Raw genomic sequence first — 24,953 nt, forward strand, 5'->3', positions numbered from 1 at the left:
ATTCCTGTCGCAAGGTCAGGCGGGGATTGATAAAAGACTTGAAGGCCGAGGGCGCGCGCCGTCGGCCGGAACGACAAGGGGTTCTACGTGCGGTTCCATAACGAGGTTTCGCTCTGGACCAGGGTGAAGCGTGCCGCGCTCGGCTTCGATTCGTGGCTCAACGCCACGCTCTACGACAGCGGCCGCTCCATGAGCGGGGCGTGGGAGCGCTATTCCAACGCGGCCGACAAGCTGTCGGCGCGCGGGTTGCCCCGCGTCGTCCTCGACCTCACCTCGGAGGCCGTGACGCTCGGCGCGCTGGGCGGCATCGTGATGCTCGGGCTCGCCGTCCCGGCCTTCCGCGAGACGCACGACGACTGGCGGCGCACCAACGAGTTCGCCATCACGTTCCTGGACCGCTACGGGCAGGAGGTCGGCCATCGCGGCATCCGCCACGACGATTCGCTCGAGCTCGACCAGATCCCCGACAACCTGATCAAGGCGGCGCTCGCCACCGAGGACCGGCGCTTCTACGAGCACTGGGGCATCGATCCGATCGGCACCGCCCGCGCTCTCGTGAACAACTCCTCCGGGGGCTCGGTGCAGGGCGGGTCGACCCTGTCGCAGCAGCTGGCGAAGAACGTCTTCCTCACCAACGAACGCTCCCTTGAGCGCAAGGTGAAGGAGGCCTTCCTGGCGCTCTGGCTCGAGTGGCACCTGTCGAAGAACGAGATCCTCAAGCTCTATCTCGACCGCGCCTATATGGGCGGCGGCAATTTCGGCGTCGCGGCGGCGTCCGACTATTATTTCGGCAAGTCGGTCAAGGACCTCAACCTCGCGGAATCCGCGATGCTGGCCGGCTTGTTCAAGGCGCCGACGAAGTTCGCCCCGCACATCAACCTGCCCGCGGCCCGGGCGCGCGCCGCGGTCGTGCTCTACAACATGGTCGACGCGGGCTTCCTCACCGAGGGCCAGATCCAGATCGCCCTGCGCAACCCGGCGACCCCCGTCGATCGCGGCCAGAAGACGGTGCCCGACAATTATCTCGACTGGGCCTTCGACCGGGTGAAGCGCCTCGCGCAGGCCGGCAAGCTCGGCTACGACCGCGTCCTCGTCGTGAAGACGCCCCTGGACGTCGGGATCCAGAAGCGCGCCGAGGAGGCGATCGAGTCGATCCTGCGCCAGCACGGCAAGACCTACAACGCCGAGCAGTCGGCTCTCGTCGTGACCGATCCGGACGGGGCGGTGCGCGCCATCGTCGGCGGCCGTGACTACGGCCAGAGCCAGTTCAACCGGGCCACCGACGCGCTGCGCCAGCCGGGCTCCTCGTTCAAGCCCTTCGTCTACGCCACCGCGCTCGCCCAGCTGCGCTATCGCCCGAACTCCATCGTGCGCGACGCCCCCGTCTGCATCGGGAACTGGTGCCCGGCGAACTACAACCGCTCGTTCGCGGGCGCGATGCCGCTCACCACGGCGCTCGCCAAATCGATCAACACGATCCCCGTGCGCATGTCGCTCGAGATCGGCCGCGGCAACGCCAAGGCGGGCCGGGCCATCATCATCGAGACCGCCCGCCGCATGGGCGTCGAGACCCCGCTCAAGGACACCACCTCGCTGCCCATCGGCGCCTCCGAGGTGACCGTGATGGACATGGCGGCAGGCTACTCGGCCTTCGCCAATGGCGGGCGGCGCGCCGAGCCCTACGCGGCCGTGGAGATCCGCAACTCCCACGGCGAGGTGATCTACCGCCGCGACCGCGACGTGGTGCCCGAGCAGGTGCTCTCCACCCAGGTGGTGGAGGACATGAACTACATGCTCTCGAAGGTGCCCGAGGAGGGCACGGGCAAGCGCGCCGCGCTCGACGGCATCCGGTCGGCGGGCAAGACCGGCACCACCAACGCCTACCGCGACGCCTGGTATGTGGGCTACACGGGCAATTACGTCATGGCGGTCTGGTTCGGGAACGACGACTACGAATCGACCCGCAACATGACCGGCGGCACGCTCCCCGCCATGGCCTTCAAGGAGATCATGGACTTCGCCCACCAGGGCATCGAGCTCAAGCCCCTGCCGGGCGTCGAGCCCATGAAGGCCGGGCAGCAGGTGGCCTCCGCCGGCAAGGCCGCGCCGGCCGCGCGGGCCGAGGGAGCGGGCCCGCAGATCTCCGCCGCGACCATGTCACGCCGCTCCTTCGAGGTCATCGGCGGGCTCACCGACATGTTCCGATCCGTGGAGGTGCCGAAACCCGCCGCGGCGGCGCCCGCGAACGGCCGGCGCACCACCGCGCTCGTGCCGCCCGGCGAGGGCTTCCGTCCGGTCGGCGGCCGTCTCGCCATGCCCTGAGCCCCACCTTCGCCCGACGCCGGGCGCGGCCGCCTGAGCCGCGCTCCGTCCCTCGCAGGAGGCCCTGGTGCTCGCCCTCTCACGCTCGCTTCCGCCCCTCGCCTACGCACTCTACAGCCTCGCCCTGGCGCTGATCCTGGGTCTCGGAACCGCCTATTGGTCGGTGCGCGGCACGTATCCGCTCGGGCGCACGCAGACCCAGGGCTGGACCGCCTTCCCGAAGCTCGGCGCCCGGGACGTCGATCCCTATGCCCGCGCGATCCTGGCCCGCACGGGCGACATCCCCTTAGGCCTCGGCGAGGGCATCGCGCTCCTGGCGGAGGCCGATTCGGAGGGGCGGGCGCTCGATGCGGCCTGCCGCTACCGGATCTCCGGGATCACCCCTGTGGCGCGGTTCTGGACGCTCACGCTCTACGGGCCCGACGGCCGCCCCGTGCGCACCGAGCTCGAGCGCAGCGGCTTCACCTCCGCCGAGGTCGTGCGGGACGCCGAGGGACACTTCGAGATCGCCCTGGCGCGCCTGCCGCAGGCGGGGAACTGGCTGCAGACCCCGGCGCAGGGACGCCTGCGGGCCATCCTGAGGCTCTACGACACGCCCGTCGCGGGGAGCCTGTCGTGGCTCGATCCCGGCAGCCTCCCGACAGTGCGGCGGGAGGGCTGCCCATGACCGATCTCGGCCGCTTCATCGTCGCGACCCTGTGCGGGCTGGCCCTCGCCGGCATGGTGCATATCGGAGCCATCCTGGCGATGCCCTTTTTCGCCGAAGGGGACGCCCTCTCGCGGCTGCGCGCCACGAGCGCCTCCAATAACGCCGAGCTCCTCGACGGGACCGCCGCCGGCTGGCTGCCCACGCCCGATCCGGCCGTGATGGTGGGCGCCTGCGCCTACAATCTCGACGAGGGCCCCCTGAGGATCAGCGCCCGCGCCCGCGGCCTGTTCCAGTCCGTCTCGCTGCACGGGCGGGGCAGCGGCGTCTATTATGCGCTCACCGACCGGGCGGCCGTGCGCGGCGCCCTCGACCTCGTGATCATGACCCAGCGCCAGCTCGACCTCACCCAGGCCACGGAGGACGAGGACGAACCCTCCCGGGACCTGCGCATCGTAGCCCCCAACCGCACGGGCTTCGTGATCGTGCGCGTCCTCGCCGCCTTCCCGAGCCAGCGCGCCGCCGCGATCGACGCCGTGCGCGCCGTGGGCTGCACCACGGACCCGCTGCCGAACGAGTCGTGATGCGCCGCCCTCCCTGGCCCGCGATCCGCTCCGCCTCGCCTTGACGAACCGGCCCGCTTCGCGCCATATGCCGTCACCGTCCGGCCTCGCGCCGGGCCGCCTGGAGACGTGGCCGAGTGGCTGAAGGCGGCGGTTTGCTAAACCGTTATACGGGGATAACCCGTATCAGGGGTTCGAATCCCCTCGTCTCCGCCACGGCCCTCCTCCTCGAAGCCCGTCTGCCACAGGTCCTTCTCGTCGGGCCTGCACACGGCCCCGGTTTGCGCTGGACCGAAGGGCTTCCGTCGCGCGCCTAACCCGGACGCCAGCAACCCTGCTTCGATCGCTGCCGAGGCGGCTGCGATACCTCGGCAGTTTCGTCCTAGGCACCGGCCGCCGCAGCTCGTGCTGTCGCGGGAACCGGTCCCCTGCCGCGATCGCCTCGCGCATCGGGCGGCCGTCCTGGGGCTTCCGACATGCGCTCCAGAGCACGGGATGCCCAACGCCTGGCAGCCGCACCGCCTCGTGCGGCCTTGACGAGCCGTTTCCAACGCCAGACAAGGTTTCCGATCATGCGTTCGGAGCCCTCATGCCGGCAGACCCTACCGCTGTCCCCGTGGTCCTCGCGGGCCATGCGACGACAAGCGACGGACACCGCGGGGTGCTCGGCTTCGATCACCCCGAGCGCGGCCGCCTGGTTCTCGCCATGCCGATCGAGCAGGCGTCCGCTCTTGCCGCGGCCGGGGTCGCCATGAGCGCCGAGGCCCGGCAGATCCTCGGCGAGGCCGGTCCGGTGCCGCCCACGTTCGAGATCGAGCGCTGGTCCATGGCACCCGGTGACGACGACATGACCGTGCTCACCTTCCACCTCGCGGGAGGCGGCGCGCTGAGGCTCCTCGTCACCCCGCAGACGCTGCAGGAACCCGCCTCGACGGCCATCGACGCGACATCGCGATCCTGATCGCGGTGCTGCGCCCGGGCGCGCCCGGCACCGTCGCGCGGACGGCTGCCTCACGTGGCGCGCCCTAGACGCGGGGGATCCCGCTGGCCGTCGCATCGCCCGCCAAGCGGACGCGCGCTGCCATCCCGCTTCACCGGGGCCAGCCGCATCTGCGCGCCCGCGCCTCAACGATGCGGCCATACCGATGGCCCCTGTGGTGCAACCGCCCGAGGTAGACCGCGTTAGGCAACCATGGGTCTAGCCTTGCGGTGCAGATGGGCGTCTGATGTCTGAAGCGGCGATCGTCCAACGCTCACCGGAGGCGGAAGCCGGGCACGCCCATGCGGCCCCGACGTCTTTCTGGGCTCTCACCCTCGGCTCCATCGGCGTCGTCTACGGCGATATCGGCACCAGCCCTCTTTACGCCCTCAAGGAAAGCCTGGCCGCCGCGACCGGGCACGGAAGCGCGCCGCTCACTCGCGGCATGGTCCTAGGGGTCGTCTCGCTGATCCTCTGGGCCTTGATCATCATCGTGACCCTCAAATACGTCGTCCTGGTCCTGCGGGCCGACAACGACGGCGAGGGCGGGACCCTGTCGCTCGTCACGCTCGCCCAACGGGCGCTCGGCCCCAGAACCGGGTTCGCGATCGTGCTGGGCATGATCGGGGCCTCGCTGTTCTATGGCGACGCGATCATCACGCCCGCCATCTCGGTCCTCTCCGCCCTGGAGGGGCTCAAGCTCGTGACACCGGCCTTCGAGCCCTATGTGGTGCCGATCAGCTTGTTCATCCTGATCGCCTTGTTCGCGGCCCAGCGGTTCGGGACAGCCAAGGTGGCGACGTTCTTCGGTCCGATCACGACCCTGTGGTTCCTCGTCATGGGCGTCGGCGGCCTGCTCCACGTCTTCGACGATCCGGCCATCCTCGCCGCGATCAGCCCGACCTACGGCATAGGGTTCCTGCTGAACCACGGGACGGCGGGGCTCTTTGCCCTAGGCGCCGTGTTCCTCGCGGTGACCGGCGCGGAAGCGCTCTACGCCGATATGGGTCATTTCGGGCGCTCGCCGATCCGGACAGCCTGGATCGGCTTGGTCCTGCCCGCGCTGGCCCTCAACTATCTCGGCCAGGGCGCGATGCTTCTGGCCGAGCCCGAGAAGCTGGAGAACCCGTTCTTCCTGCTCTACCCCGCCTGGGCCCTGCTGCCGATGGTGCTCCTGGCGACGGTGGCGACGATCATCGCGAGCCAGGCGGTGATCACGGGCGCGTTCTCGATCTCGCACCAGGCGATGCAGCTCGGCGTGCTGCCGCGTTTCCGCGTCCTGCGCACGTCCGAGACGGAGAAGGGCCAGATCTACATCCCGATGATCAACTGGCTGCTCCTCTTCGCCGTCATCCTTCTCGTGGTGCTGTTCAAGACGTCGAGCGCGCTTGCCGCCGCGTACGGCATCGCCGTCACGGGCGACATGGTCATCACCTCCTGCCTGCTGTTCGTCGTCGCCTCGCGGTTCTGGCGCTGGTCGCCCCTTGCGGCCGGGCTGGTGATCGCACCCTTTCTCCTGATCGAGCTCGTCTTCCTGTCCGCGAACGCGCTCAAGATCCCCCAGGGCGGCTGGGTTCCCCTGCTGCTCGGGGTCGGGCTGTTCGTCCTCATGCGCACGTGGCGAAAGGGCTCGCGCCTGCTCGCGGAGCTCACCCACAAGGACCGCCCGCCCCTCGACGCTTTCATCAGGACCGCCGAGGGCAGCTCGTGCCCGCGCGTCCCGGGCACGGCGATCTTCCTGACCGGGAACGCCATGGACGTGCCTGCCGCGCTCCTGCACAACATGAAGCACAACAAGGTGCTGCATGCGACGAACGTCATCCTGACGATCGTCGTCGAGGAGGTGCCCCGGATCGCGGGGGAGCGCGCCACCGTCGAGAAGCTCTCCGACGCGTTCTCCCGGGTGACCTTGCGCTTTGGCTTCATGGAAAGCCCGAACGTCCCCAAGGCCCTGCGCGAGGCGGGCTTCGACGTCGACGCCGTCTCGTTCTTCCTGTCTCGGCGGGCGCTCGTCGCGTCGGCTCATTCCGGTCTGCCGCTCTGGCAGGACTACATCTTCATCCCGCTTGCCCGCTCGGCAAGCGACGTCTCGGATCATTTCTGCATCCCCGAGGACCGGGCCGTCGAGGTCGGGTCGCGGATCGTGATCTAGGCGGCTTGCGCAGGGCGCGGTCGGGGTCTCCGGGACGAGGCGCTTCGCGCCGAGTTCGGGGACGAAGCCCGCGCGATCCAGGAGGCCCGATGATCGAGCTCGACTATCCCGAGATCCGGGAGGCGGTGCGCCGCCTGTGCGAGGAGTTCCCCGGCCCCTATTGGCGAGCGCTGGACCGGGAGGGCGCCTATCCGGAGGCTTTCGTCACCGCCCTCACCCGGTCGGGCTTCCTCGCCGCCCTGATCCCCGAGGAGTATGGCGGGGCGGGGCTGCCGCTCTCGGCCGCCGCGGCGATCCTCGAAGAGGTTCAGCGGGCGGGCTGCAACGGGGCCGCCTGCCACGCGCAGATGTACGTGATGGGCACGCTGCTGCGCCACGGCTCGGAGGCCCAGAAGCAGCGCTGGCTCCCCCCGATCGCCCGGGGCGAGCTTCGCCTCCAGGCCTTCGGGGTGACGGAGCCGACCTCCGGCACCGACACGACCGCGCTGAAGACCTTCGCCCGGCGGAACGGCGATCACTACGTGGTGCGCGGCCAGAAGATCTGGACGAGCCGGGCGGAGCATTCCGACCTCATGCTGCTCCTTGCCCGCACGACCCCGCGCGAGGAGGTGGCCAAGCGTACGGACGGGCTCTCCGTCCTTCTCGTCGACATACGCGAGGCGCGGGGGAACGGCCTCACCATCCGGCCGATCCGCACCATGATGAACCACGCCACCACCGAGGTCTTCCTCGACGACGTTCGGGTGCCCGCCGAGAACCTCGTGGGCGAGGAGGGACGGGGCTTCCGCTACATCCTGTCGGGCATGAACGCGGAGCGCATCCTCATCGCGTCCGAGTGCGTGGGCGACGCCAAGTGGTTCGTGGAGCGGGCCTCGGCTTACGCCCGCGACCGCACCGTGTTCGGCCGCCCCATCGGGCAGAACCAGGGCATCCAGTTCCCCATCGCCCGGGCCTACGCCAACATGCGCGCGGCCGAGCTCATGGTCAGGGAGGCGACGCGCCTCTACGAGGCCGGGCGCGATTGCGGGGCGGAGGCCAACATGGCCAAGATGCTCGCCGCCGACGCGTCCTTCGAGGCCGCCAACGCCTGCATCCAAACCTATGGCGGCTTCGGCTTCGCCGAGGAATACGACGTGGAGCGCAAGTTTCGCGAGACCCGCCTCTACCAGGTAGCCCCGATCTCCACGAACCTGATCCTCTCCCACCTCGCCGAGCACGTGCTCGGCATGCCGCGGTCCTACTAGGATGGACGCCCTCGCCGTCGAGCGCCTGCTCGCCCGAATCGGCCGTACCGAGAAGGCGCAGAACGGGTGAGCGAACGGCTCGTCTCGGGCTCCCGGGCGACGCTCGCGCCCTATCTGGCTCCCGAACCTCGTCCTCGGGCCGCAGGCGCGCTTCCCGGGGCATGGGCCGGCATGTCGACGGCTTTGCCGGGAGCAGCAAGAGGGACCGGCTCCTCAAGCGCCACGCTGCACCGAGCGACCGGTGCCGTCAGCCCACCGAGGGCGCCGGTCGCCCGCGGCTCACCCGGCGCAGGATGCGGGAGAGCTCCTCGACGGCGTAGGGCTTGCGGAGGATCTCGAACCCTTGAGGCCCCTCCTCGGCGAGCACGTGGCTGTAGCCCGTGGTGAGGACCACCGGAATGTCGGGGTAGCGCCGCCGGATCTCGTGGCCCATCTCGACGCCGCTCATCCCCGGCATCACCACGTCGGTGAACACCACGTCGAAGCTCTCGGGCCCGCCCCTGAGGATTCCAAGGGCTTCGTCCGCGTTCGCGGCCCAGGTGGTCTCGTAGCCGAGGTCCTGGAGGAGCTGGGTGGAAAAACGCCCGACCTCCACATTGTCCTCGACCACCAGCACCCGCCGGCCGCGCCCGGCCTCGGCCGGGCCCTCGCGGTGGCTCGCGGCCGGCCCTGCGCTCGGCTCGACCTCGATCCGGGGCAGGTAGAGGGTGAAGACGGCCCCCTGCCCCTCCCCGCTCTCGACCGCGACGTCGCCGCCGGACTGCTTGGCGAAGCCGTAGACCTGGGAGAGCCCGAGCCCCGTGCCCCGGCCCACCTCCTTGGTGGTGAAGAACGGCTCGAAGATCTGGGCGATGCGGTCGGCCGGGATGCCCGCTCCCGTATCCGCAATGGAGACCGTCACGAAAGCCCCAGGGCCGCCGGCATGGCCGCGCAGCGCGGGCATCGCCTCGGCGCTCTCGACCCGGATCGTGAGCGTGCCCTCGCCCTCCATGGCGTCCCGGGCGTTCACGGTCATGTTGACGATCGCGGTCTCGAACTGGTTGGCGTCCGCCTCGACGAAGCAGCGCCCGCAATCGGCCTGGGTGATCACCCGGATGCGCGAGCCCACGATCGTGGACACCATGTCGGACACCGCGCGGATGCGCTGGGTCACGTCGAACACCTCGGGCTTCAAGGCCTGCCGGCGCGCGAAGGCGAGGAGCTGGCTCGTGAGCTTCGCGGCCCGGTCCACCGTATCGGAGATCGCGTCCACGTAGCGCTGGCGACGCTCCTCGGTGAGCGACGGGCGGCGCAGGAAGTCGGTGGAGGAGCGGATGATGGTGAGAAGGTTGTTGAAGTCGTGGGCGACGCCGCCGGTGAGCTGGCCGATCGCCTCCATCTTCTGCGCCTGGCGCAGGGCCGCCTCGGCTTTCAGGAGCTCCGTGGTGCGCTCGACCACCCGCTGCTCCAGGGTCTCGTTGAGACGGCGCAACGCCTCCGCGGAGGCCCGCCGCTCGTTGATGTCCCGCAGGATCGCGGTGACGAACACCCGGGTGTCGCTGAGCCAGCGCGAGGCCGAGACCTCGAAGTGGCTCGTGGTACCGTCCTTGCGCCGCGCCACCACCTCGACCGGCCGTTGCAGCGCCTCCCCGGCGAGCACCGAGCCCCAGAGCTCGTCCCAGGGCCCGTCCTCCGCGAGGAGGAGCCGGATGGGGACCCCGACGAGCTCCTGGGCCTCGTAGCCGAAGCTTCGCGCGGCGGCGGGGTTGACGAGCTGGATCAAGCCCTCGTCGTCGAGGGTGAGGATCACGTCGGGGGCGCTCGCCACGACGGCGTCGTAGCGGGCGTTCTGACGCTCACGGAGCACCCGCTCGCGCTCGACCGCCACCGTCACGTCGGTGACCTGGATCAGGCAGTGGGCGCGGGGCTCGCGGCCGATCGGCCGGATCGAGATGTTGTGAAGGAGCGGGCGGCCCGTGCGGGTCTTCAGCGGCAGGATGCCGGGATGCAGGGCGTGGGTGAGGAGGCTCGACGCCCCCGATTGCAGGGCCTGCCTGATCGCCGAGGCGATCCGCCCCAAAGCCGCCCCGGGGAACAGCTCGGTGAGATCCCGGCCGAGAGCCCCCTCCACCGGGACGCCGCTCGCCGCCTGCATCCAGTCGCTCCAGACCACGACCCGCCCCTCGCCGTCGACCACCACGACGCCGACGTCGAGCTCGTCGATCAGGAGGCCCGTGAGGGCCGCGCGGTCATGCATGGGACATGGCGGCCGGGCCGCCGGCCGTCCTTTCGATGAACTCCCCCAAGAGGCCCTTCAGCGCCACGAGGGAGGGCATGTCCATCAGCATCGCCACGTAGCCGTTGACGTTCCGGTCCCGCACCGCGAAGTCGATGTAGATGAACATCACCACGTCGCCCGCCTCCGGGGGCGGCGCGAGGTCGAAGACTTGGCGGCTCTCGCCCCGCAGGATCTCGGGCAGGGACACCTTCAGGCTCCGCTGGAGCATGTTGGCGATGGTGGCGAGGCACCCGTTCAGGATGATGTTGCCGGTCTCGGCGAGCGCCTCCTGCTCCAGCTCGATGATGTCCTCCAGCGGCAGGGTGCCGCCGGTGACCGCCCTGACGAGCTCGAGGCTCTTCGTCTCGGGGAAGATCAGGAGCGCGCGGCCCGTGATGTCGCCCTGGAAGACTTGGTGGACGGCGACGAGCTTGCTCGCCTCGCGCTCGGCGAGGATCGCGGTGGCCCGGTCGCGGCTCACCAGGGACACGCTCGGGACCGAGAGGAGGACCTGCGCGCTCACCATCTCCCGCAGGCTCAAGGCGGCGCGGCTGACGCCGAGATTGACGAGCTCGGTGAGGGCGTCGAGCTCCAGGTCGGTCAGGTCGACCCCGGCGGTGCCCATCAGCGTCCGCCCGCGCGCGGGAGCGGCGCGACCTGGTCCAGGAAGGCTTCCATCGCCTGTTCCGTCAGGGGCTTGGGCAGGAACGTCGTCCCGATCTCGCGGGCGCGGCGCACCACCTCCTCCTGGTGGTTGGCGGAGATCACGGCCACGGGCATCCCGGGATCGAGCGCCCGCAGCTCGGAGGCGAGGGTGAGCCCGTCGCGCCCCGGCATGTTGAAGTCGAGGAGCGCCATCTGGACGGGCTCCTGCCTCGCCAGCGCCATCGCCTCGTCCGCGTCGCCCGCCTCGACCCGGACCCAGTCCGGCCGGATGGAGCTCAAGGCCCTCGCGATGGCCATGCGGGCGAGCCTGCTGTCGTCGACCACCAATACTCTGAAGGGCATGCTTCCCCCGTCCCCCTGGGGCCCGCTTTCCGCGCCGGGCCCATGTTGATTTCTTACGGCATCCCCTCCCCTTTCGGGAAGGGCCCACCGCGCCTCATGGCCGCACGAAGGGCCGGCTCCACCCATTGGCGGAGGAAGGGGCTCGCGGGCGGCCCCTGGAGCGGGGCCCCCGAGGCGAGCAGCACCTGCGCCACCGCCCCGTGAAGGCTCTCGCAGGCCCGCCAGTCCACCGCCGCCTCGGGCGAGGCGAGCAGGAGCCGCAGCAGCACCTCCGCGTCCTCGACGGGGCAAGCTCCCTCCAGCCGGACCAGCTGTCCGTCCAATCGCACGGTCATGCCAGAAGTTCCTGCGGATCGAGGACGATGAGCACGCGGCCATCGCCCAGGAGCGTGGTGCCCGCGATGGCCGCGGCGTCGCTGAGGAGGCCTTCCACGGGCTTGAGCATCACCTCCATCTGGCCGCCGAGCCGCTCGACCTCGAAGCCCCCGAGCTGGTCGCCCGCCGCCACGACGACGACGCTCACGTCTGGCGCCTGCGTCCCGCCGGCCGATCGCCCCAGGGCCTCGCCCAAAGCGAGGAGGGGCACGGTCCGGCCTCGGAGCACGAAGGCGCGGGCCCCGCCGACGGGGACGATCCGACTTCGAGGGACCCGGACGGTCTCCACCACCGCGTCGAGGGGGATGCCGAAGGCCTGGCCGTCCACCTCGACGGTCATGACCCGGGTGAGCATCACGCTGAAGGGCAGGAGCATGCGCAGGGTCGTGCCCACGCCCGGGCGGCTCTCGATCGCGACCCTGCCGCCCATTCGCTCCACGGCCCGGCGAACCGCGTCCATCCCGACGCCCCGCCCCGACAGGTCCGTGACGGCCGAGGCGGTCGAGAAGCCCGGGGCGAAGACGAGGTCGATCGCCCCCTCGTCGGGGAGCGCCGCGAGCGCCTCGGCCGAGAGGAGCCCCCGCCGGGCGGCCGCCGCGCGGATCGCGGCCACGTCCACGCCGCGCCCGTCGTCCTCCACCTCGACCCGCAGCTGCTCGCCCTCGCGCGCCGCCCGCAGCCGGATCGTCGCCACGGGAGGCTTGCCGAGGCGCTCGCGCTCGGCGGGCGGCTCGATCCCGTGGTCGAGGGCGTTGCGGATCCCATGCAGCAGGGGCTCGAAGAGGGCGTCCACCACCGCCTTGTCGGCCTCCGTCGCCTCGCCCTCCAGCACCAGGCGGGCGGGCTTGCCAAGCGACCCCGCGATCTCGCGCAGGAGCCGCGGGAAGCGGCCGAACACCTGGCTCAAGGGGAGAAGGCGCAGGCCCAGCACCGTCTGCTGCAGGCGGCCCACGAGCCGGTCGAGCCCGGCCTGCTGATCGGAGAGAGCCGCGGCGACGGCCACCGGATCCCCACCCTCCCGGACCATCGCGACCACGTGGGCGAAGGCGTTCTTCGCCACGGTCAGCTCGCCCGCAAGGGTCAGGAGGGCATCGACCCGCTCCATGTCGACCCGCAGATAGCGGGCGGCGGCCTCCCCGGATGGGCCGGCGGGCTCGGGCGAGGTGTCGGCCGCGGGACGCGCCGGGGCGGCCATTTCTGCGGGAGTCTCATCCCCGCCGTCCCGCGCCCGGGCGATGGCTCGAGCAAGCGCGCTGCCCTCCCCGGCGGCGAGGCTCTCGGCGGCCGCGCGCCCCACCGCCTCCGCATCCCCCGCACGGCCGGCATGGCGCAGGACGTTCCCGGCGACCCGGCCGGCGGATGCGATCCGCCCGGCGGCTCCCTCGCCGGGGTGCCCGGCGAGGAGATCCAGCTGGGCGTCGAGGAGCGCCAGGGCAGGTTCGGACAGGGCCGACGCGGCGTCGGCTGATCGCGCGCCCGGCCGGAGCGGCCTGACCTCGGCCCCTGTGACGAGCCCCGCCACCGCGTCGGGAGGGCCGGAGAGAAGGGCGAGGAGCGTGAGGTTGCAGGCGAAGGGATCGAGCTCGGCGAGCGCGGGCCAGGGGGCGGCGGGCGCGATCTCCAGGGCGAGGAGCCCCGGCAGCCGCGAAACCCGGGCGAGCGGGTCCTCGCCCCGGAAAAAGCAATCGGGATCGGGCGCGTAGCGCAGGGCGCAGGCCGCGTCCCGCGCGGCTTCGGGGTAGCGGGCGAGGAGTTCGGCAGCCCAGTCCTCCTCCGCCACCGAGGCCTCGGGGGGCGGATCCGTGGCGGCTCCGGAGAAGCGCGCCACCAGGGTGTCCGCCTCGGCGTCCGCGGCTGCGGGCGGCACGCCGTCGGCCTGCATGGCGTCGAGCCAGCCGGTCACCCGGTCCATGGCCTCAAGCCCGCCCGCCACGAGGGCCGGGGTAACGAGGTTCGCCCCGGACTGGAGGCGGGAGAGCACGTCCTCCAGCGCATGGAGCGCCCGGCCCATGGCGTGGAAGTCCATGATCCCTGCGGCGCCCTTCAGGGTGTGCACCGCTCGGAACGCGCTCTCGATCCGGGCGCGGTCGCCGGGCGCGGCCTCGAGCGCCAGGAAGTCGCCCGAGGCCTGATCAACGAGTTCCCGGGATTCGATGAGGAACTGCTCCAGGAACTCGTTCACGGCGCGTCTCCGCAGAGCAGGCCCGCATAGACCGTGAGCACGTCCTGGGGCACGGGCTTCACGAGGTAGAAGTTCGCCCCCGCCTCCCGGGCCGCCGCCCGGTCCTGGGGCCCGGCTTCCGTGGTGGTGACGAGGGCCGGGATCGAGGCGACCGGGAGGTCCTGGCGGCGGAGCACGCGCAGGAAGGTGAAGCCGTCCATCTGGGGCATGTTCACGTCGACGACGAGCAGGTCCACGGGCGCGACGAGGAGCTTCTCCAAGGCTTCCAGGCCGTTCATCGCCTCGTCCACCGCGTAGCCCGCCCGCTCCAGGGCGTCGCGGTAATAGAGCCGCACGAGGGCGGCGTCGTCGACCACGAGAACGCGCTTCGGCTTGCCCTCAGTCACGCGAACCCTCCCGCGGCCTCTGGTAGACGATGGCGTCCGCGTGCCGGCGCACCGCGAAGAGCGGCGAGATCCGGCTCATGGACTCGGTGTGGCCGAGGCAGATGTATCCGCCCGGGACGAGAGCGTCATAGAGATTTTCGGCGGCCAGCCGCCGGGATGCGTCGTCGAAATAGATCAGCACGTTGCGGCAGAAGACGACGTCGAAGCGCCCGTGCGCGCCCGTGCTCGCGGGCTCCACGAGGTTGACCGAGGTGAAGCGGACCGACTCTCGCAGGTCGTCGAGGATGCGCCAGCGCTCCGGGCCCGCGGGGGTGAAGTAGCGCTCCACGAGGTCGGGGGAGAGCCGCATCAGGGCGCGGCGCCCGAACAACCCGGCCTGGGCGGCCTCCAGCGCCCGGGTGTCGATGTCCGAGCCCACGATCTCCACGTCGTAGGCGTCGACCTCGGGCCAGTTCTCGAGGAGCCACAGGGCGATCGAATAGGGCTCCTCGCCCGTGGCACAGGGCACGGACCAGATCCGGATCGCCTCCCCGGGGGCTTTCGCTCGGGCGCGCTCGGGGAGGATGTCCCGGGAGAGGCAGCGGAGCTGGTGGTCCTCCCGGTAGAAGTAGGTCTCGTTGACGGTGAAGGCGTTGATGAGCTGCTCGACCTCACCCCCGGCATCGGCGCGAAGGCGCGCGAAATAGGCGGGAAAGGCCCCCTCCCCCGTCGCCCCCATGCGCTCGGTGACGCGGCGCTGCACGTAGTAGCGCTTGGCCTCGTCGAAGGCCATGCCGGTGCGCCGGTACAGGAACTCGCAGAGCTGACGCAGCTCCTCGCCCGTGAGCGGCGGGGCCTCACTCATCGGGGGCGGGCGTCCGCGCCCCGATCCGCCCCGCCGCGATCCGCACCGCGAAGGGCAGGAACGGGTCACCGGGGAAGCGGCGGGCGCACGCCTCCAGGGCGGGCAGCGCGTCCGGCCCCGCGATCTCGGCCAGCACCTCCACGGCCGCCGCGCAGACATTCGCCTCGGCGTCCGCGTCGAGGATGGGAACGAGGAGCGCGACCGCCTCCCCCGCGGGCAGACCCCGGGCAAGGTCGCAGGCCAGGAGCCGCACGTCCGGGTCGGGGTCGGCGAGAAGGCCCGGCAGATGGGGCCCGAGCCCTCCGGGTACCACCCGCAAGGCGTCGAGCGTCCCGGCCCGCAGGTTCGCGTCGTCCGCGTGGACGTGGGGCAGGATCGCGGCGACCGCCTCCGGGGTGCCGGCCCGCGACAGGCTCGTGAGGATCGCCTCGCGCACCCGCGGGTCCGCCTCCCGCGACAGCGCCCCTGCGAGCGCCGGGACCCCGCCGGGCAGGCCGCCCGCGGCCCGGGCCGCCGCGAAGCGCTCGTCCGGCGATCCGTCGCGGAGCGCGGCGAGGGGGTCCCGGGCGGGGACGGCGTCGGGCGCGGCGGGTGAGGGCTTTCGGATCAGCGGCACGGTCAAACCACCCAGGCAAGGAGGCGTTCGGGGATGGCGGGGAGCGGCAGGACGTGGTCCGCGCCGTCGAGGCGGGCGAGCTCGCCGGGCATGCCCCACACCACCGCGGTCTCCGCCGATTCCGCGATCGTCCGGCCGCCCTGCGCCCGCATCTCCGCCATGGCGGGGGCGCCGTCATAGCCCATGCCGGTCATCAGGATGCCCACCAGCCGGCTCGGGGGGACGTGCTCCATCGCGCTCCTCACCAGGCGGTCGGCGCTGGGATGCCAAGGATAGCCCGCCTGCGAGGGCACGGCCACGGCCACGAGGCCCGCCGGTCGGCGCGAGACCACGATGTCCGCGTCACCCCGGCCCACATAGGCGAAGCCCGGCTCCAGGAGCGTCGGGCGGGCGACCTCCACGACGTCGAGGGCGGTGAGCCCGTCGAGGCGCCGGGCGAGCGGGCCGGTGAAGGTGGCGGGCATGTGCTGGGCGATGAGGATCGGCCAGGGGAAGCGCTTGGGGATCGGGGCGAGCAGCGCCTCGAGGGCGGGAGGGCCGCCGGTGGAGGTGCCGACGAGCACGAGGCCCGCTCCCGGAATGGCTGGACGGGATCCCTCGGCTCTCGCCTCCGGCCGCCCGGTCCGGTGCCGGATCCGGTCGCGCAGGCGAAGGCTCGGGCGAAGCCGGGCGCCGGCGGCCGCGCGCACCTTCTTCACGAGGGTCGGGGCGAGCGCGTCGATGCGCAGCGACACCGCCCCCGTGGGCTTCGCCACGAAGTCCACCGCCCCGAGGCGCAAGGCCTCGAGCGTCGCCTCTGCGCCCTCGGCGGTGAGCGACGACACCATCACCACGGGGCACGGGCGCTCCACCATGATGCGGTCGAGGCAGGCAAGCCCGTCGAGGCCCGGCATGTGCACGTCGAGGGTGATCACGTCGGGGTGGAAGGCGTGGAGCTGCTCCAGGGCCTCCAGGCCGTTGCGGGCGAAGGCGGTCTCGATGTCGGGCTCGGCCGCGAAGATGCCGCCCAGCAGCTTTCGCAGCAGCGCGGAATCGTCGACGACCAGAACCTTGATCACGCCTCGGCCTCTCCCGCCATCGCGTCGAGGAGCCCCCGCTCGGCGCGGGTGAGGAGACCGGCGGGCTCGAGAAGGAGCACGATCCGGCCATCGCCCCCGAGCTTCACGACGCCCCGCACGAGGCCCGTCTCGCCCGCGACCTCGGGGGCGGGCTCCACGGCGTCGCCCGGGGCGAAGGTGATGCCGAGCACGGCATCGACCACGATCCCGGCCCGGTGGCGCTCGCTGCGCACCACGAGGAGGCGGCGGCGCTCGCCGGACGCCGCGGGCGGCATGTCGAACCGGCGCCGGCCGTCGATCACGGGCAGCACCTCGCCGCGCAGGTTCGTCACCCCTTCGAGGAAGGGCGGCGTGCGGGGCACCCGGGTGATGCGGTCCGGCACCCGCGCCACCTCGTCCACCGCCTCCACCGGCACCCCGAACTCGTCCTCGCCGAGCCGGAACACCACGAAGCGGATGCCCTCGGCGTCCGCCGCGGGGCCCGCCTCGTTCCCCGACGCTTCGGCACCCGCGCCCAGCCGCTGCATCACGTCCTCCCGGAACAGGCGCTCGGGGGCGAGGACGGAGACGAGCCCCCCGTCCGGCCCGCCGCGATAGATCGACTCGATCCGGGTCTCGCCCCCGGCCCGCGCCGCGAGAACCGGCGGGATCGGCTCCATCAGGGCGGGATCGGCGGGCACGATCGCCTGCATCCGGTCCGCCACGAGGCCGACGAGGGCCCCTCGCACCACGGTGACGATCACCTTCGGGGCCGCGTCGGCGGGAGCCGCCCGGTCGAGGCCAAGGAGCCCGCGCAGGGAGATCAGGGGCAGGAGGGTGTCCCGGTGCGACGTGACGCCGAGCACCGGGGCGTCGCCCCGGGTGACGGCGACGACGGAGTCCGGGGCCGGGATGATCTCCCGCACCGCGGCGAGCGGCAGGGCGAAGCTCTGGCCCGCCACCTGGAAGGTCACGAGCCCCGGGCGCTCCCCGGAACCGTCCTCCGCCGCAACGGGAGCGGCTGCCGCTCGGGAGGCCCTCGGCGGGCGCTCCCGGCGCGGGAAGGCCGCCTCGATCAGGCCTCTCGGGTCGAGGATGCGGGTCGGCTCGGCCCCCGAGCCGTCACCGAAAGCCCCCTGCACGCGCTCGCCCTCCCGGGCCCCGAGGGCGGCCTGGCGGGTCTCGATCCGGTCGGGGGCGACAGATACGAGGGTCTCCACCCGGTCGACCACGAGGGCAACGGGCGATGCGCCCCCGAGGACGACGGCGCGCATCGCGGCCTCGTCGTCCCCCTCCCCGCCTCGCCCGAGGAGCCGGCGCAGGCTCACCACGGGGAGAACCGCCCCGCGCAGGTTCGCGAGGCCGAGAAGGCTCGCGGGAGCGAGCGGCACGCGGGCCACGGGGGGCACCCGCACGACCTCGCTCACCTCGCCCGCGGGGAGCGCGTAGCGATCGCCCTCGATGCGGACGGTGAGGAAGCGGCGCAGGTCCGCTTCGGCCTCCTGGGGGCCCGGGACGGCGAGGGCCTCAGGCATCCTGCTGCTTCAGCTCGTCGGCGAGCGAGGCGATCTCCTCGATGGCGGCGGCGAGGTCCTCGGCGCTCTGGGCCTGCTCGGTCGCTGCGGCGGCGGCCTGCCGCGCCGCGCCGCTCGCTTCCTCCGCCGCCGCCGCGACCTGGCGGGCGCCCGCCGCCGTCTGGGTGGCGGCGTCGAGGATCGCTTGGGCACCCTGGAGGATCAGCCGGTTGGCGGCCCCGAGCGAAGCCACGTCCGTCTCCGTCCGCTCCAGCGCGGCGAAGATCGAGGCCGCGTTCTGCAGCTCGGTCTCGGCCCAGGCCACCGTCTGGCCCATCTCGTGGCGGACGGAGGCGATCTGGTCGAGGATGCCCCGCACCGTGTCCTGCACCCGCTCGATGCTCTCCGACGCCTCCCGCGCGAGAGAGCGGATGTCGGTGGACACGAGGGCGAAGCCCCGCCCCGACGCCCCCGCCCGGGCGGCCTCCACCGAGCCGCTCACCGCGAGCATGCTGGTCTGGACCGCCACCAGAGCGATGCCGCCCACGATCTTCTCGATGTGCCGGCCGACGCGTTCAAGCCGCCGGATCGTGTCGGTGCTCGCCCGGGTCTGGGAGAGGGTGGCGCTCACGCTCTGCACGAGGCGCTCCAGGGCCGTCCGGCTCTCCTTGAGGGCCCCCTCGACGAGCCGGACCCGGTCGTCGGCGGCCCCCGCATTGCGAAGCGCGAGGCTCGCGCTGCTCTCGATCTGGGCGAGCGCCGCGGAGGTCTGCTGGGTCGCGGCGGCCTGGAGCCCTGCGCCCCGGCTGATCTGCTCGACCGCCGCCATGATTTCGGTTGCCGCTCCCGAGAGCTCCTGGATCGTGGCCGAGAGCTCCTCCGCCGCGGCCCCGATCTGCTCCGGCACGGAGGCGTCGGCCCGGGCCGCGCCGAGGTCGTCGGTGAGGGCGGCAAGCGACCCCGCGGCGGCCTGGGCCTGATCGAGCGAGAGAGCCTGCTGGCCGATCGCCGTCTGGGCCTGGATCGCGGCGGCCGATTGCTGCTCCGCCGCGGCGGCGACCTGCTCGGCTCCCTTGCGGGCCTCGCGGGACGCGTGCTCGGCGTCGATGGCTGCCGTAAGCGTATCCCCGCTGTCGCGGGCGATCCGCGCCATGTCGTGGCGGACGGCGTCTAGGGTCTCCACCACCGACGCCCCGGACTTGGCTTCCGCCGCCGCGGCCGCCACCGCGCCTCCGACGGCGCCCACGATGTCGCGCACGTCCCCCTGGATCGTTTCGGCGAGCCCCTGCGCCTCCTGCGCGTTCCGGTCCGAGGTCTCGGCGAGCGCCCGCACCTCGTCGGCCACCACCGCGAAGCCGCGGCCCTGGTCCCCGGCCCGCGCCGCCTCGATGGCGGCGTTGAGCGCGAGCAGGCTCGTCTGGTCGGAGATGCGGCTCACCGTGCGGGTGATCTCCCCGATGTCCTGCGCGCGCCGCTCCAGCTCCGCGATGGTCTCGATGGAGGCGCCCTGCCGCTCCGCGTTGCGGGCGATGGCGCGCACGGCGGACGTGATCTGCGCCACCGCCTCGCCCAGCACCGCCTGGCTCGCTTCCGTGCGGCGGCGCGAGGCCTCCGCCTGGGTGCGGGCGATGGCGAGGTTCTCCGCGACGCTGCCGATGGCCGCGAGCTGCTCCTGCGCCGCGCCCGCCGCCTCCTCGGCCCCGCCGGCGATCTGCTCCATGGCGCGACGCAGCTCGCCCGCCGCGAGGGAGGCCTGCGAGAGCCCGCTCGCGAGCTCCTCGGTGGCCGCCGCGAGGCGCTCGGAGAGCTTGTCCTCGGGACGCGCCGGGCCGCGCGCCACCGCCGCCTTGCCGCGGGCCGGGCCGCGCGCCTTGGGCGCGGAGGCCAGCTCGGGATCGGGCAACACGCCGCCGACGGCGGCAATCTTCGTGGTCTTGACGAGGGCCATCGGACTCTCAAGGCAGCGGGGCGACATTGTCGTGGGACGCGCGAAGGCCCGGTTCGGTCGGGCGGCGCGGTCGGGTCGGGGCGAGACCGTAGAGCGGAATCGGGGCGGGGCCAAGCGCCGAGGCCGCCGGTTCGCGGGGCGCCCCGGTCGGGGCCGGCTTCCGGCGGGTGAGCAAAACGGGCGGTCCTCGCCGAGATTTGCGTGCCACCGAAGGCGCTGAGCGTCCAATCGTCGACGTCCGCGTCCGGTCAGTTTTCGAGTGCCCGGTCGCGGTGATCACGGCCGGCAACGCCGTTCCCCTTGCGACACGCCCGCGCCCTCGCCGGCTCCGCCGCGGCCCGCGCGGGACAAGGACACCTGGTCCCTTGACAGCACGCGACCGGTCGGCCCATCATCGTTTGGTCGGACCAAAAGACCGCAGCAAGCGGCGCATGGTGCGACCCCGCTTCGTTGCGAAGCGGCCGGGAGGACGGTCGAGCGATGGATCCCGCCAGGGTGGGACACGTGCGCCCGCGCCGCCCAAAACGGGGGGTGCGAGGGATTTCGATGACCGCTTCCGCTCTGAGCCGCACCGCCGACGCCGCGACGCGCTACCAGATGTATGTCGACGGCGCCTGGACCGACGGCCGGGCCACGGGTCATCTCGATGTCGAGAACCCGGCGGACGAGAGCATCGTCGCGGCCGTCCCCATGGGCACGCCCGCCGACGCCGCGGCCGCGCTGGACGCCGCGCGACGGGCGCAACCCGCTTGGGCGGCGCTTCCCCCCATCGTCCGGGCCGGCCACGTGCTCGATCTCGCGGCCGCCGTGAGGCGCGACCGGGCGCGGCTTGCCCGGGTCGTGACCCTGGAGCAGGGCAAGCCCCTCAACCAGGCCGAGGGCGAGATCGACGCGGTCGCGACCTTCCTCACCTACGCGGCCGAGAACGCCCGCCGGATCGAGGGCGACATCCTCCCCTCCGACCATCCCAACGAGGACGTCTGGATCCGCCGGGTGCCCTTCGGCGTCGTGGTGGGCCTGACCGCCTGGAACTACCCGGCGGCGCTCGCCGCCCGCAAGATCGGCCCGGCGCTCGTGGCCGGCAACACCATCGTCGTGAAGGGCCACGAGGCGACGCCGCTCTCCGCCCTCGAGATCGCGCGGCTCGCCCATGAGGTCGGCCTGCCGAAGGGCGTCCTCAACGTGATCACGGGTGACGGGCGCGCGGTGGGCGAGGCGCTGGTTCGCTCGCCGCTGACAAGCCTCGTCACCATGACGGGCAGCGTGCGGGCGGGACGCGAGATCTACGCGGCGGGCGCCGAGGACCTCAAGGTCCTGCGCCTGGAGCTCGGCGGCAAGGCGCCCTTCATCGTGCTGGAGGACGCCGACATCGATGCGGCGGTGGAGGCCGCGATCGTCTCGCGCTTCACCAATTGCGGGCAGATCTGCACCTGCAACGAGCGCATGTATCTCCACAAGGCGATCGCCGACCGGTTCCTCGAGCGGTTCGTCGCCCGGGTGAAGGGGATGAGCGTGGGCGATCCGATGACGAGCCCCGACATGGGCCCGAAGGTGAACCGCCCCGAGGTCGAGAAGGTCGAGGCCATCGTGGGCGACGCGGTGGCGGCGGGAGCCGAGGTGCTGGCGGGCGGGCGCCGCCTCACCGAGGGCGCCTTCGCCAAGGGCCACTGGTTCGAGCCGACCGTCCTGCGCGTGGACGACAACCGCGCGGGCGTGATGCGCCAGGAGATCTTCGGGCCCGTGGTGCCGGTAATGACCGTCGACGGCTTCGAGCAGGCGCTCGAATATGCCAACGACACGTCCTACGGCCTCTCGGCCTATGTCTACACCAACAATCTGAGCCGGGTGATGAACCTCTCGCGAGGGCTCTCCTTCGGCGAGCTCTACGTGAACCGCCCCTGCGGCGAGCTGGTCCAGGGCTTCCACACGGGCTGGAAGCATTCGGGGCTCGGCGGCGAGGACGGCAAGTACGGCTTCGACGGATACCTGCGGAAGCAGACGACCTACGTCCGCTGGTCATGAGAAGCGGCCACCCAAGCCGCGGCAACGAGGAAACGAGGAGGACACGATGCGCCGGAGAGAATTCCTGATCCTGACGGGAGGCCTGATCCTGACGGCGGGCAGCGCCCGCGAGGCCCTGGCCCAGCTGCCGAAGATCACCAAGAAGGACACCTACCGGGTGGGCTTCGCCCAGACCGAGTCGAACAACCCGTGGCGCATCGCGCAGACCAAGTCGATGCAGGACGAGGCCAAGAAGCGCGGCTGGCAGCTCGTCTACACCGACGCGGCCGGCTCCGCAGCGAAGCAGGTCGCCGACGTCAATTCCATGATCGCCCAGAAGGTCGACGCGATCTTCCTCGCGCCCCGCGAGGAAAAGCCCCTCATCCCCGCCGTGATGCAGGCCAAGCGCGCCGGCATCCCCGTCATCCTCCTCGACCGCTCGGTCGACCCGAGCCTCGCCAAGGCGGGCGAGGACTACGTGACCTTCATCGGCTCCGACTTCATCGAGGAGGGCCGCCGCGCGGGCGAGTGGCTCGTCAAGACGATGAACGGCAAAGCCAACATCATCGAGCTCCAGGGCACGACGGGCTCGTCGCCCGCCAACGACCGCCGCAAGGGCTTCGCCGACTTCATCAAGGACCATGCCGGGATGAAGATCGTGGCGAGCCAGTCGGGCGACTTTGCCCGCGACAAGGGCCGGCAGGTCGCCGAGACCCTGCTCCAGGCAAACCCGACCGCGACCGCGATCTACGCCCACAACGACGAGATGGCCATCGGTGCCATCGCGGCGCTCGAGGCGGCAGGCAAGAAGCCCGGCACCGACGTGACCATCGTCTCCATCGACGGCACCCGGGACGCGCTCCAGGCCATCATCGACGGCAAGATGGGCGCCACGGTCGAGTGCTCGCCCTTCTTCGGCCCCATCGCCTTCGACACGCTGGTGCGCTTCGGGGGCGGCGAGACGATCCCGCCCAAGATCATCAACCAGGACCGCTTCTTCGACCGCGCGAACGCGAAGCAGTTCGTGGCCGAGGCCTATTGAGGGGGGACTCCCCTCTCCCGGATGGGAGAGGGGTCGGGGGTGAGGGTTGGAGGCCGATCGTTTCGCACCACCCCGCCGCCGCACCACTGTCATTCCCGGCTTGTCCTTCAACGGGCTCAGGATGAGGCCGGGGACCCAGGCCGACGCGCCACCTAGATGGCCGGGTCAGGCCCGGCCATGACAAGCGGAGGGGTCACGCGACACGATCGGCGTGGATCCCCTCACCCCCTGGCACTTCGTGTATCCCTCTTCCCACGGGAGAGGGGAGCAGAGCACAAGGCGTTCCATGTCCCCTCTCCTCTCTATGCGCGGCATCGACAAGCGCTTCGCGGGCACGCCCGCGCTGACGGGCGCCTCGCTGGAGGTCGCGCCGGGGGAGGTGCACGCGCTCATCGGGCAGAACGGGGCGGGCAAGTCGACGCTGATCAAGATCCTCACCGGCTACCATGCGAAGGACGCGGGCGAGGTCCTGTTCAACGGCCGCCCCATCGCTTTCGCCTCGCCCGGCGAGGCGCAGCGCGCCGGGATCAGCACGATCTACCAGGAGATCAACCTCGTCCCCTACCGCTCGGTGACGGAGAACATCTGCCTGGGGCGCGAGACGCGCCGCTTCGGCCTCCTCGACTGGCGGGCCATGCACGAGGAGGCGCGGGCGCTGCTCGCCCGGTTCGGCATCGCCATCGACGTGCGCCGCCCCGTGATGACCTACCCGACCGCCGTGCAGCAGATGGTGGCGATCGGCCGGGCCATCGGCTTCAAGGCCCGCCTCGTCGTCATGGACGAGCCCACCTCCTCCCTCGACGAGCGCGAGGTGGCGGTCCTGTTCGACGTGATCCGGGGTCTCAAGGAGACGGGCGTCTCGGTGATCTTCGTGAGCCACAAGCTCGACGAGCTCTACGCCGTCTGCGACCGCGTCACCATCATGCGCGACGGGCGCACCGTGCGGGTCGGGGCCATGGGGGAGGTCTCCCGCCTCGATCTCGTCACCACCATGCTCGGGCGCGAGCTGGAGCGCACGCTCCACGATGACGCCCGCGGCGGACCGGCCCGCGCGGGCGCGGGCGCCGTCATCGAGGTGCGGGGCCTCTCGGCCGGCCCCAGGGTCCGCGACGTGAGCTTCGACGTGCGCGAGGGCGAGATCGTGGGGCTCGCCGGCCTGCTCGGCGCCGGTCGCACCGAATCCGCCCGGGTGGTGTTCGGCGCCGATCCGATGGGTGGCGGCACCGTGCGCCTGTCGGGCCGCGACGGCGCGCCGGCCTCGCCTGCCGACGCCATCCGCGCCGGGCTGGGCTTCGTCTCGGAGGACCGCAAGCTGGAGGGCATCGTGCCGGGCCTCTCGGTGCGCGAGAACCTGACCCTGGCCCTCATGCCGCAGCTCACCCGCGCCGGCGTCGTGGACGAGGGGCGCACGCGCGCCATCGTGGACCGCTTCATCGAGCGCCTGCGCATCAAGTGCGCGAGCCCCGAGCAGCCGATCCGCGAATTGTCGGGCGGCAACCAGCAGAAGGTCCTCCTCGCCCGCTGGCTGTGCATGAACCCCCGCCTCCTCATCCTCGACGAGCCCACCCGCGGCATCGACGTCGGCGCCAAGGCCGAAATCCTGAACCTCGTGCGCGGCCTGAGCCGCGAGGGCCTGAGCGTGCTCATGATCTCCTCCGAGCTGGAGGAGGTGGTCGAGGCCGCCGCCCGCGTCTTCGTGCTCCGCGACGGCCGCACCGTCGCCGAGCTCGACGGCGACGCGGTGACCGAACCCGCCATCATGGCCGCCATGGCGCACGGGCCGGAGAGCGCGGAGGCGGGGCATGGTTGAAACGGGCGCAGCGGATCTCCCCTCCCC

Annotated in this window: 20 protein-coding genes, 1 tRNA gene and 2 pseudogenes; 10 read left to right on the plus strand and 13 right to left on the minus strand. The window is 72.0% G+C overall.

What is annotated here, in order from left to right; all coding sequences use genetic code 11:
- Positions 1-87: 87 nt before the first annotated feature.
- The 7 genes from F0L46_RS16290 (at position 88) to F0L46_RS16320 (ending at position 7,906) form a co-directional block, all read left to right on the plus strand.
- Positions 88-2,322, plus strand: coding sequence for a transglycosylase domain-containing protein (locus tag F0L46_RS16290; protein WP_240540026.1), 2,235 nt, complete (start codon positions 88-90; stop codon positions 2,320-2,322).
- Between the two features lie 67 nt (positions 2,323-2,389).
- A complete protein-coding gene (locus F0L46_RS16295) occupies positions 2,390-2,989 on the plus strand; it encodes a DUF1214 domain-containing protein (protein WP_188312001.1) in 600 nt (199 codons plus the stop codon).
- Positions 2,986-3,552: a DUF1254 domain-containing protein gene (locus tag F0L46_RS16300; protein ID WP_149819419.1), complete on the plus strand. Its 567-nt coding sequence runs from the start codon at positions 2,986-2,988 to the stop codon at positions 3,550-3,552. Before F0L46_RS16295 ends, F0L46_RS16300 begins: the two co-directional genes overlap by 4 nt.
- 102 nt (positions 3,553-3,654) lie before the next feature.
- Positions 3,655-3,747, plus strand: a tRNA-Ser gene (locus F0L46_RS16305).
- A gap of 373 nt (positions 3,748-4,120) precedes the next feature.
- Positions 4,121-4,492 carry a hypothetical protein gene (locus tag F0L46_RS16310; protein WP_149819421.1) on the plus strand — a complete coding sequence of 124 codons (372 nt, stop codon included), beginning with the start codon at positions 4,121-4,123 and terminating at the stop codon, positions 4,490-4,492.
- Between the two features lie 262 nt (positions 4,493-4,754).
- The gene (locus tag F0L46_RS16315) at positions 4,755-6,662 is read left to right on the plus strand and encodes a potassium transporter Kup (RefSeq protein ID WP_438646686.1); all 1,908 of its coding nucleotides are present in this window, start codon (positions 4,755-4,757) and stop codon (positions 6,660-6,662) included.
- 89 nt (positions 6,663-6,751) lie between these two features.
- Entirely contained in the window at positions 6,752-7,906 is a 1,155-nt protein-coding gene (locus tag F0L46_RS16320) for an acyl-CoA dehydrogenase family protein (RefSeq protein WP_149819426.1), read from the plus strand.
- A 247-nt stretch (positions 7,907-8,153) separates the two neighbouring features.
- Here the strand turns inward: F0L46_RS16320 and F0L46_RS26895 are convergent, their stop codons facing one another.
- The 13 genes and pseudogenes from F0L46_RS26895 to F0L46_RS27605 form a co-directional block, all read right to left on the minus strand.
- Positions 8,154-9,779: a hybrid sensor histidine kinase/response regulator gene (locus F0L46_RS26895; protein ID WP_276315589.1), complete on the minus strand. Its 1,626-nt coding sequence runs from the start codon at positions 9,777-9,779 to the stop codon at positions 8,154-8,156.
- A 6-nt stretch (positions 9,780-9,785) separates the two neighbouring features.
- Positions 9,786-10,142 (minus strand): annotated as a pseudogene (locus F0L46_RS27085) (PAS domain-containing protein); the annotation flags it as partial.
- A complete protein-coding gene (locus tag F0L46_RS16330) occupies positions 10,135-10,788 on the minus strand; it encodes a chemotaxis protein CheX (protein WP_188312003.1) in 654 nt (217 codons plus the stop codon). The pseudogene F0L46_RS27085 and the gene F0L46_RS16330, both read right to left, overlap by 8 nt.
- Positions 10,788-11,171, minus strand: coding sequence for a response regulator transcription factor (locus F0L46_RS16335; RefSeq protein WP_149819428.1), 384 nt, complete (start codon positions 11,169-11,171; stop codon positions 10,788-10,790). Before F0L46_RS16335 ends, F0L46_RS16330 begins: the two co-directional genes overlap by 1 nt.
- Before the next feature lie 53 nt (positions 11,172-11,224).
- Positions 11,225-11,506 carry a hypothetical protein gene (locus tag F0L46_RS16340; RefSeq protein ID WP_149819430.1) on the minus strand — a complete coding sequence of 94 codons (282 nt, stop codon included), beginning with the start codon at positions 11,504-11,506 and terminating at the stop codon, positions 11,225-11,227.
- The gene (locus tag F0L46_RS16345) at positions 11,503-13,728 is read right to left on the minus strand and encodes a chemotaxis protein CheA (RefSeq protein ID WP_240540027.1); all 2,226 of its coding nucleotides are present in this window, start codon (positions 13,726-13,728) and stop codon (positions 11,503-11,505) included. The genes F0L46_RS16340 and F0L46_RS16345 overlap by 4 nt, the downstream gene beginning before the upstream one ends.
- Complete coding sequence (locus F0L46_RS16350) at positions 13,725-14,114, minus strand: response regulator (RefSeq protein WP_149819434.1); 390 nt, start codon at positions 14,112-14,114, stop codon at positions 13,725-13,727. Before F0L46_RS16350 ends, F0L46_RS16345 begins: the two co-directional genes overlap by 4 nt.
- Positions 14,107-14,958 carry a CheR family methyltransferase gene (locus F0L46_RS16355; RefSeq protein WP_149819436.1) on the minus strand — a complete coding sequence of 284 codons (852 nt, stop codon included), beginning with the start codon at positions 14,956-14,958 and terminating at the stop codon, positions 14,107-14,109. Before F0L46_RS16355 ends, F0L46_RS16350 begins: the two co-directional genes overlap by 8 nt.
- Positions 14,951-15,574 carry a HEAT repeat domain-containing protein gene (locus F0L46_RS16360; RefSeq protein ID WP_149819438.1) on the minus strand — a complete coding sequence of 208 codons (624 nt, stop codon included), beginning with the start codon at positions 15,572-15,574 and terminating at the stop codon, positions 14,951-14,953. The genes F0L46_RS16355 and F0L46_RS16360 overlap by 8 nt, the downstream gene beginning before the upstream one ends.
- 2 nt (positions 15,575-15,576) lie before the next feature.
- Entirely contained in the window at positions 15,577-16,632 is a 1,056-nt protein-coding gene (cheB, locus tag F0L46_RS16365) for a chemotaxis-specific protein-glutamate methyltransferase CheB (protein WP_149819440.1), read from the minus strand.
- The gene (locus tag F0L46_RS16370) at positions 16,629-18,146 is read right to left on the minus strand and encodes a chemotaxis protein CheW (protein ID WP_149819442.1); all 1,518 of its coding nucleotides are present in this window, start codon (positions 18,144-18,146) and stop codon (positions 16,629-16,631) included. The genes cheB and F0L46_RS16370 overlap by 4 nt, the downstream gene beginning before the upstream one ends.
- Positions 18,139-18,954 carry a methyl-accepting chemotaxis protein gene (locus F0L46_RS27600; RefSeq protein WP_438646687.1) on the minus strand — a complete coding sequence of 272 codons (816 nt, stop codon included), beginning with the start codon at positions 18,952-18,954 and terminating at the stop codon, positions 18,139-18,141. The genes F0L46_RS16370 and F0L46_RS27600 overlap by 8 nt, the downstream gene beginning before the upstream one ends.
- 267 nt (positions 18,955-19,221) lie before the next feature.
- A pseudogene (locus F0L46_RS27605) lies at positions 19,222-20,100 on the minus strand (methyl-accepting chemotaxis protein); the annotation flags it as partial.
- A 519-nt stretch (positions 20,101-20,619) separates the two neighbouring features.
- Here F0L46_RS27605 and aldA point away from each other — a divergent pair.
- From aldA to F0L46_RS16390, 3 genes are all read left to right on the plus strand, one after another.
- Entirely contained in the window at positions 20,620-22,095 is a 1,476-nt protein-coding gene (aldA, locus tag F0L46_RS16380) for an aldehyde dehydrogenase (protein WP_149819446.1), read from the plus strand.
- A gap of 46 nt (positions 22,096-22,141) precedes the next feature.
- Positions 22,142-23,116 carry an ABC transporter substrate-binding protein gene (locus F0L46_RS16385; RefSeq protein ID WP_149819448.1) on the plus strand — a complete coding sequence of 325 codons (975 nt, stop codon included), beginning with the start codon at positions 22,142-22,144 and terminating at the stop codon, positions 23,114-23,116.
- A 286-nt stretch (positions 23,117-23,402) separates the two neighbouring features.
- Positions 23,403-24,926, plus strand: a complete 1,524-nt coding sequence (locus tag F0L46_RS16390; RefSeq protein WP_149819450.1) for a sugar ABC transporter ATP-binding protein — start codon at positions 23,403-23,405, stop codon at positions 24,924-24,926.
- Positions 24,927-24,953 lie beyond the last annotated feature (27 nt).

Origin of the sequence: Salinarimonas soli (assembly GCF_008386575.1) — a bacterium.
In the GTDB taxonomy this organism is placed as follows: Bacteria; Pseudomonadota; Alphaproteobacteria; order Rhizobiales; family Beijerinckiaceae; genus Salinarimonas_A; species Salinarimonas_A soli.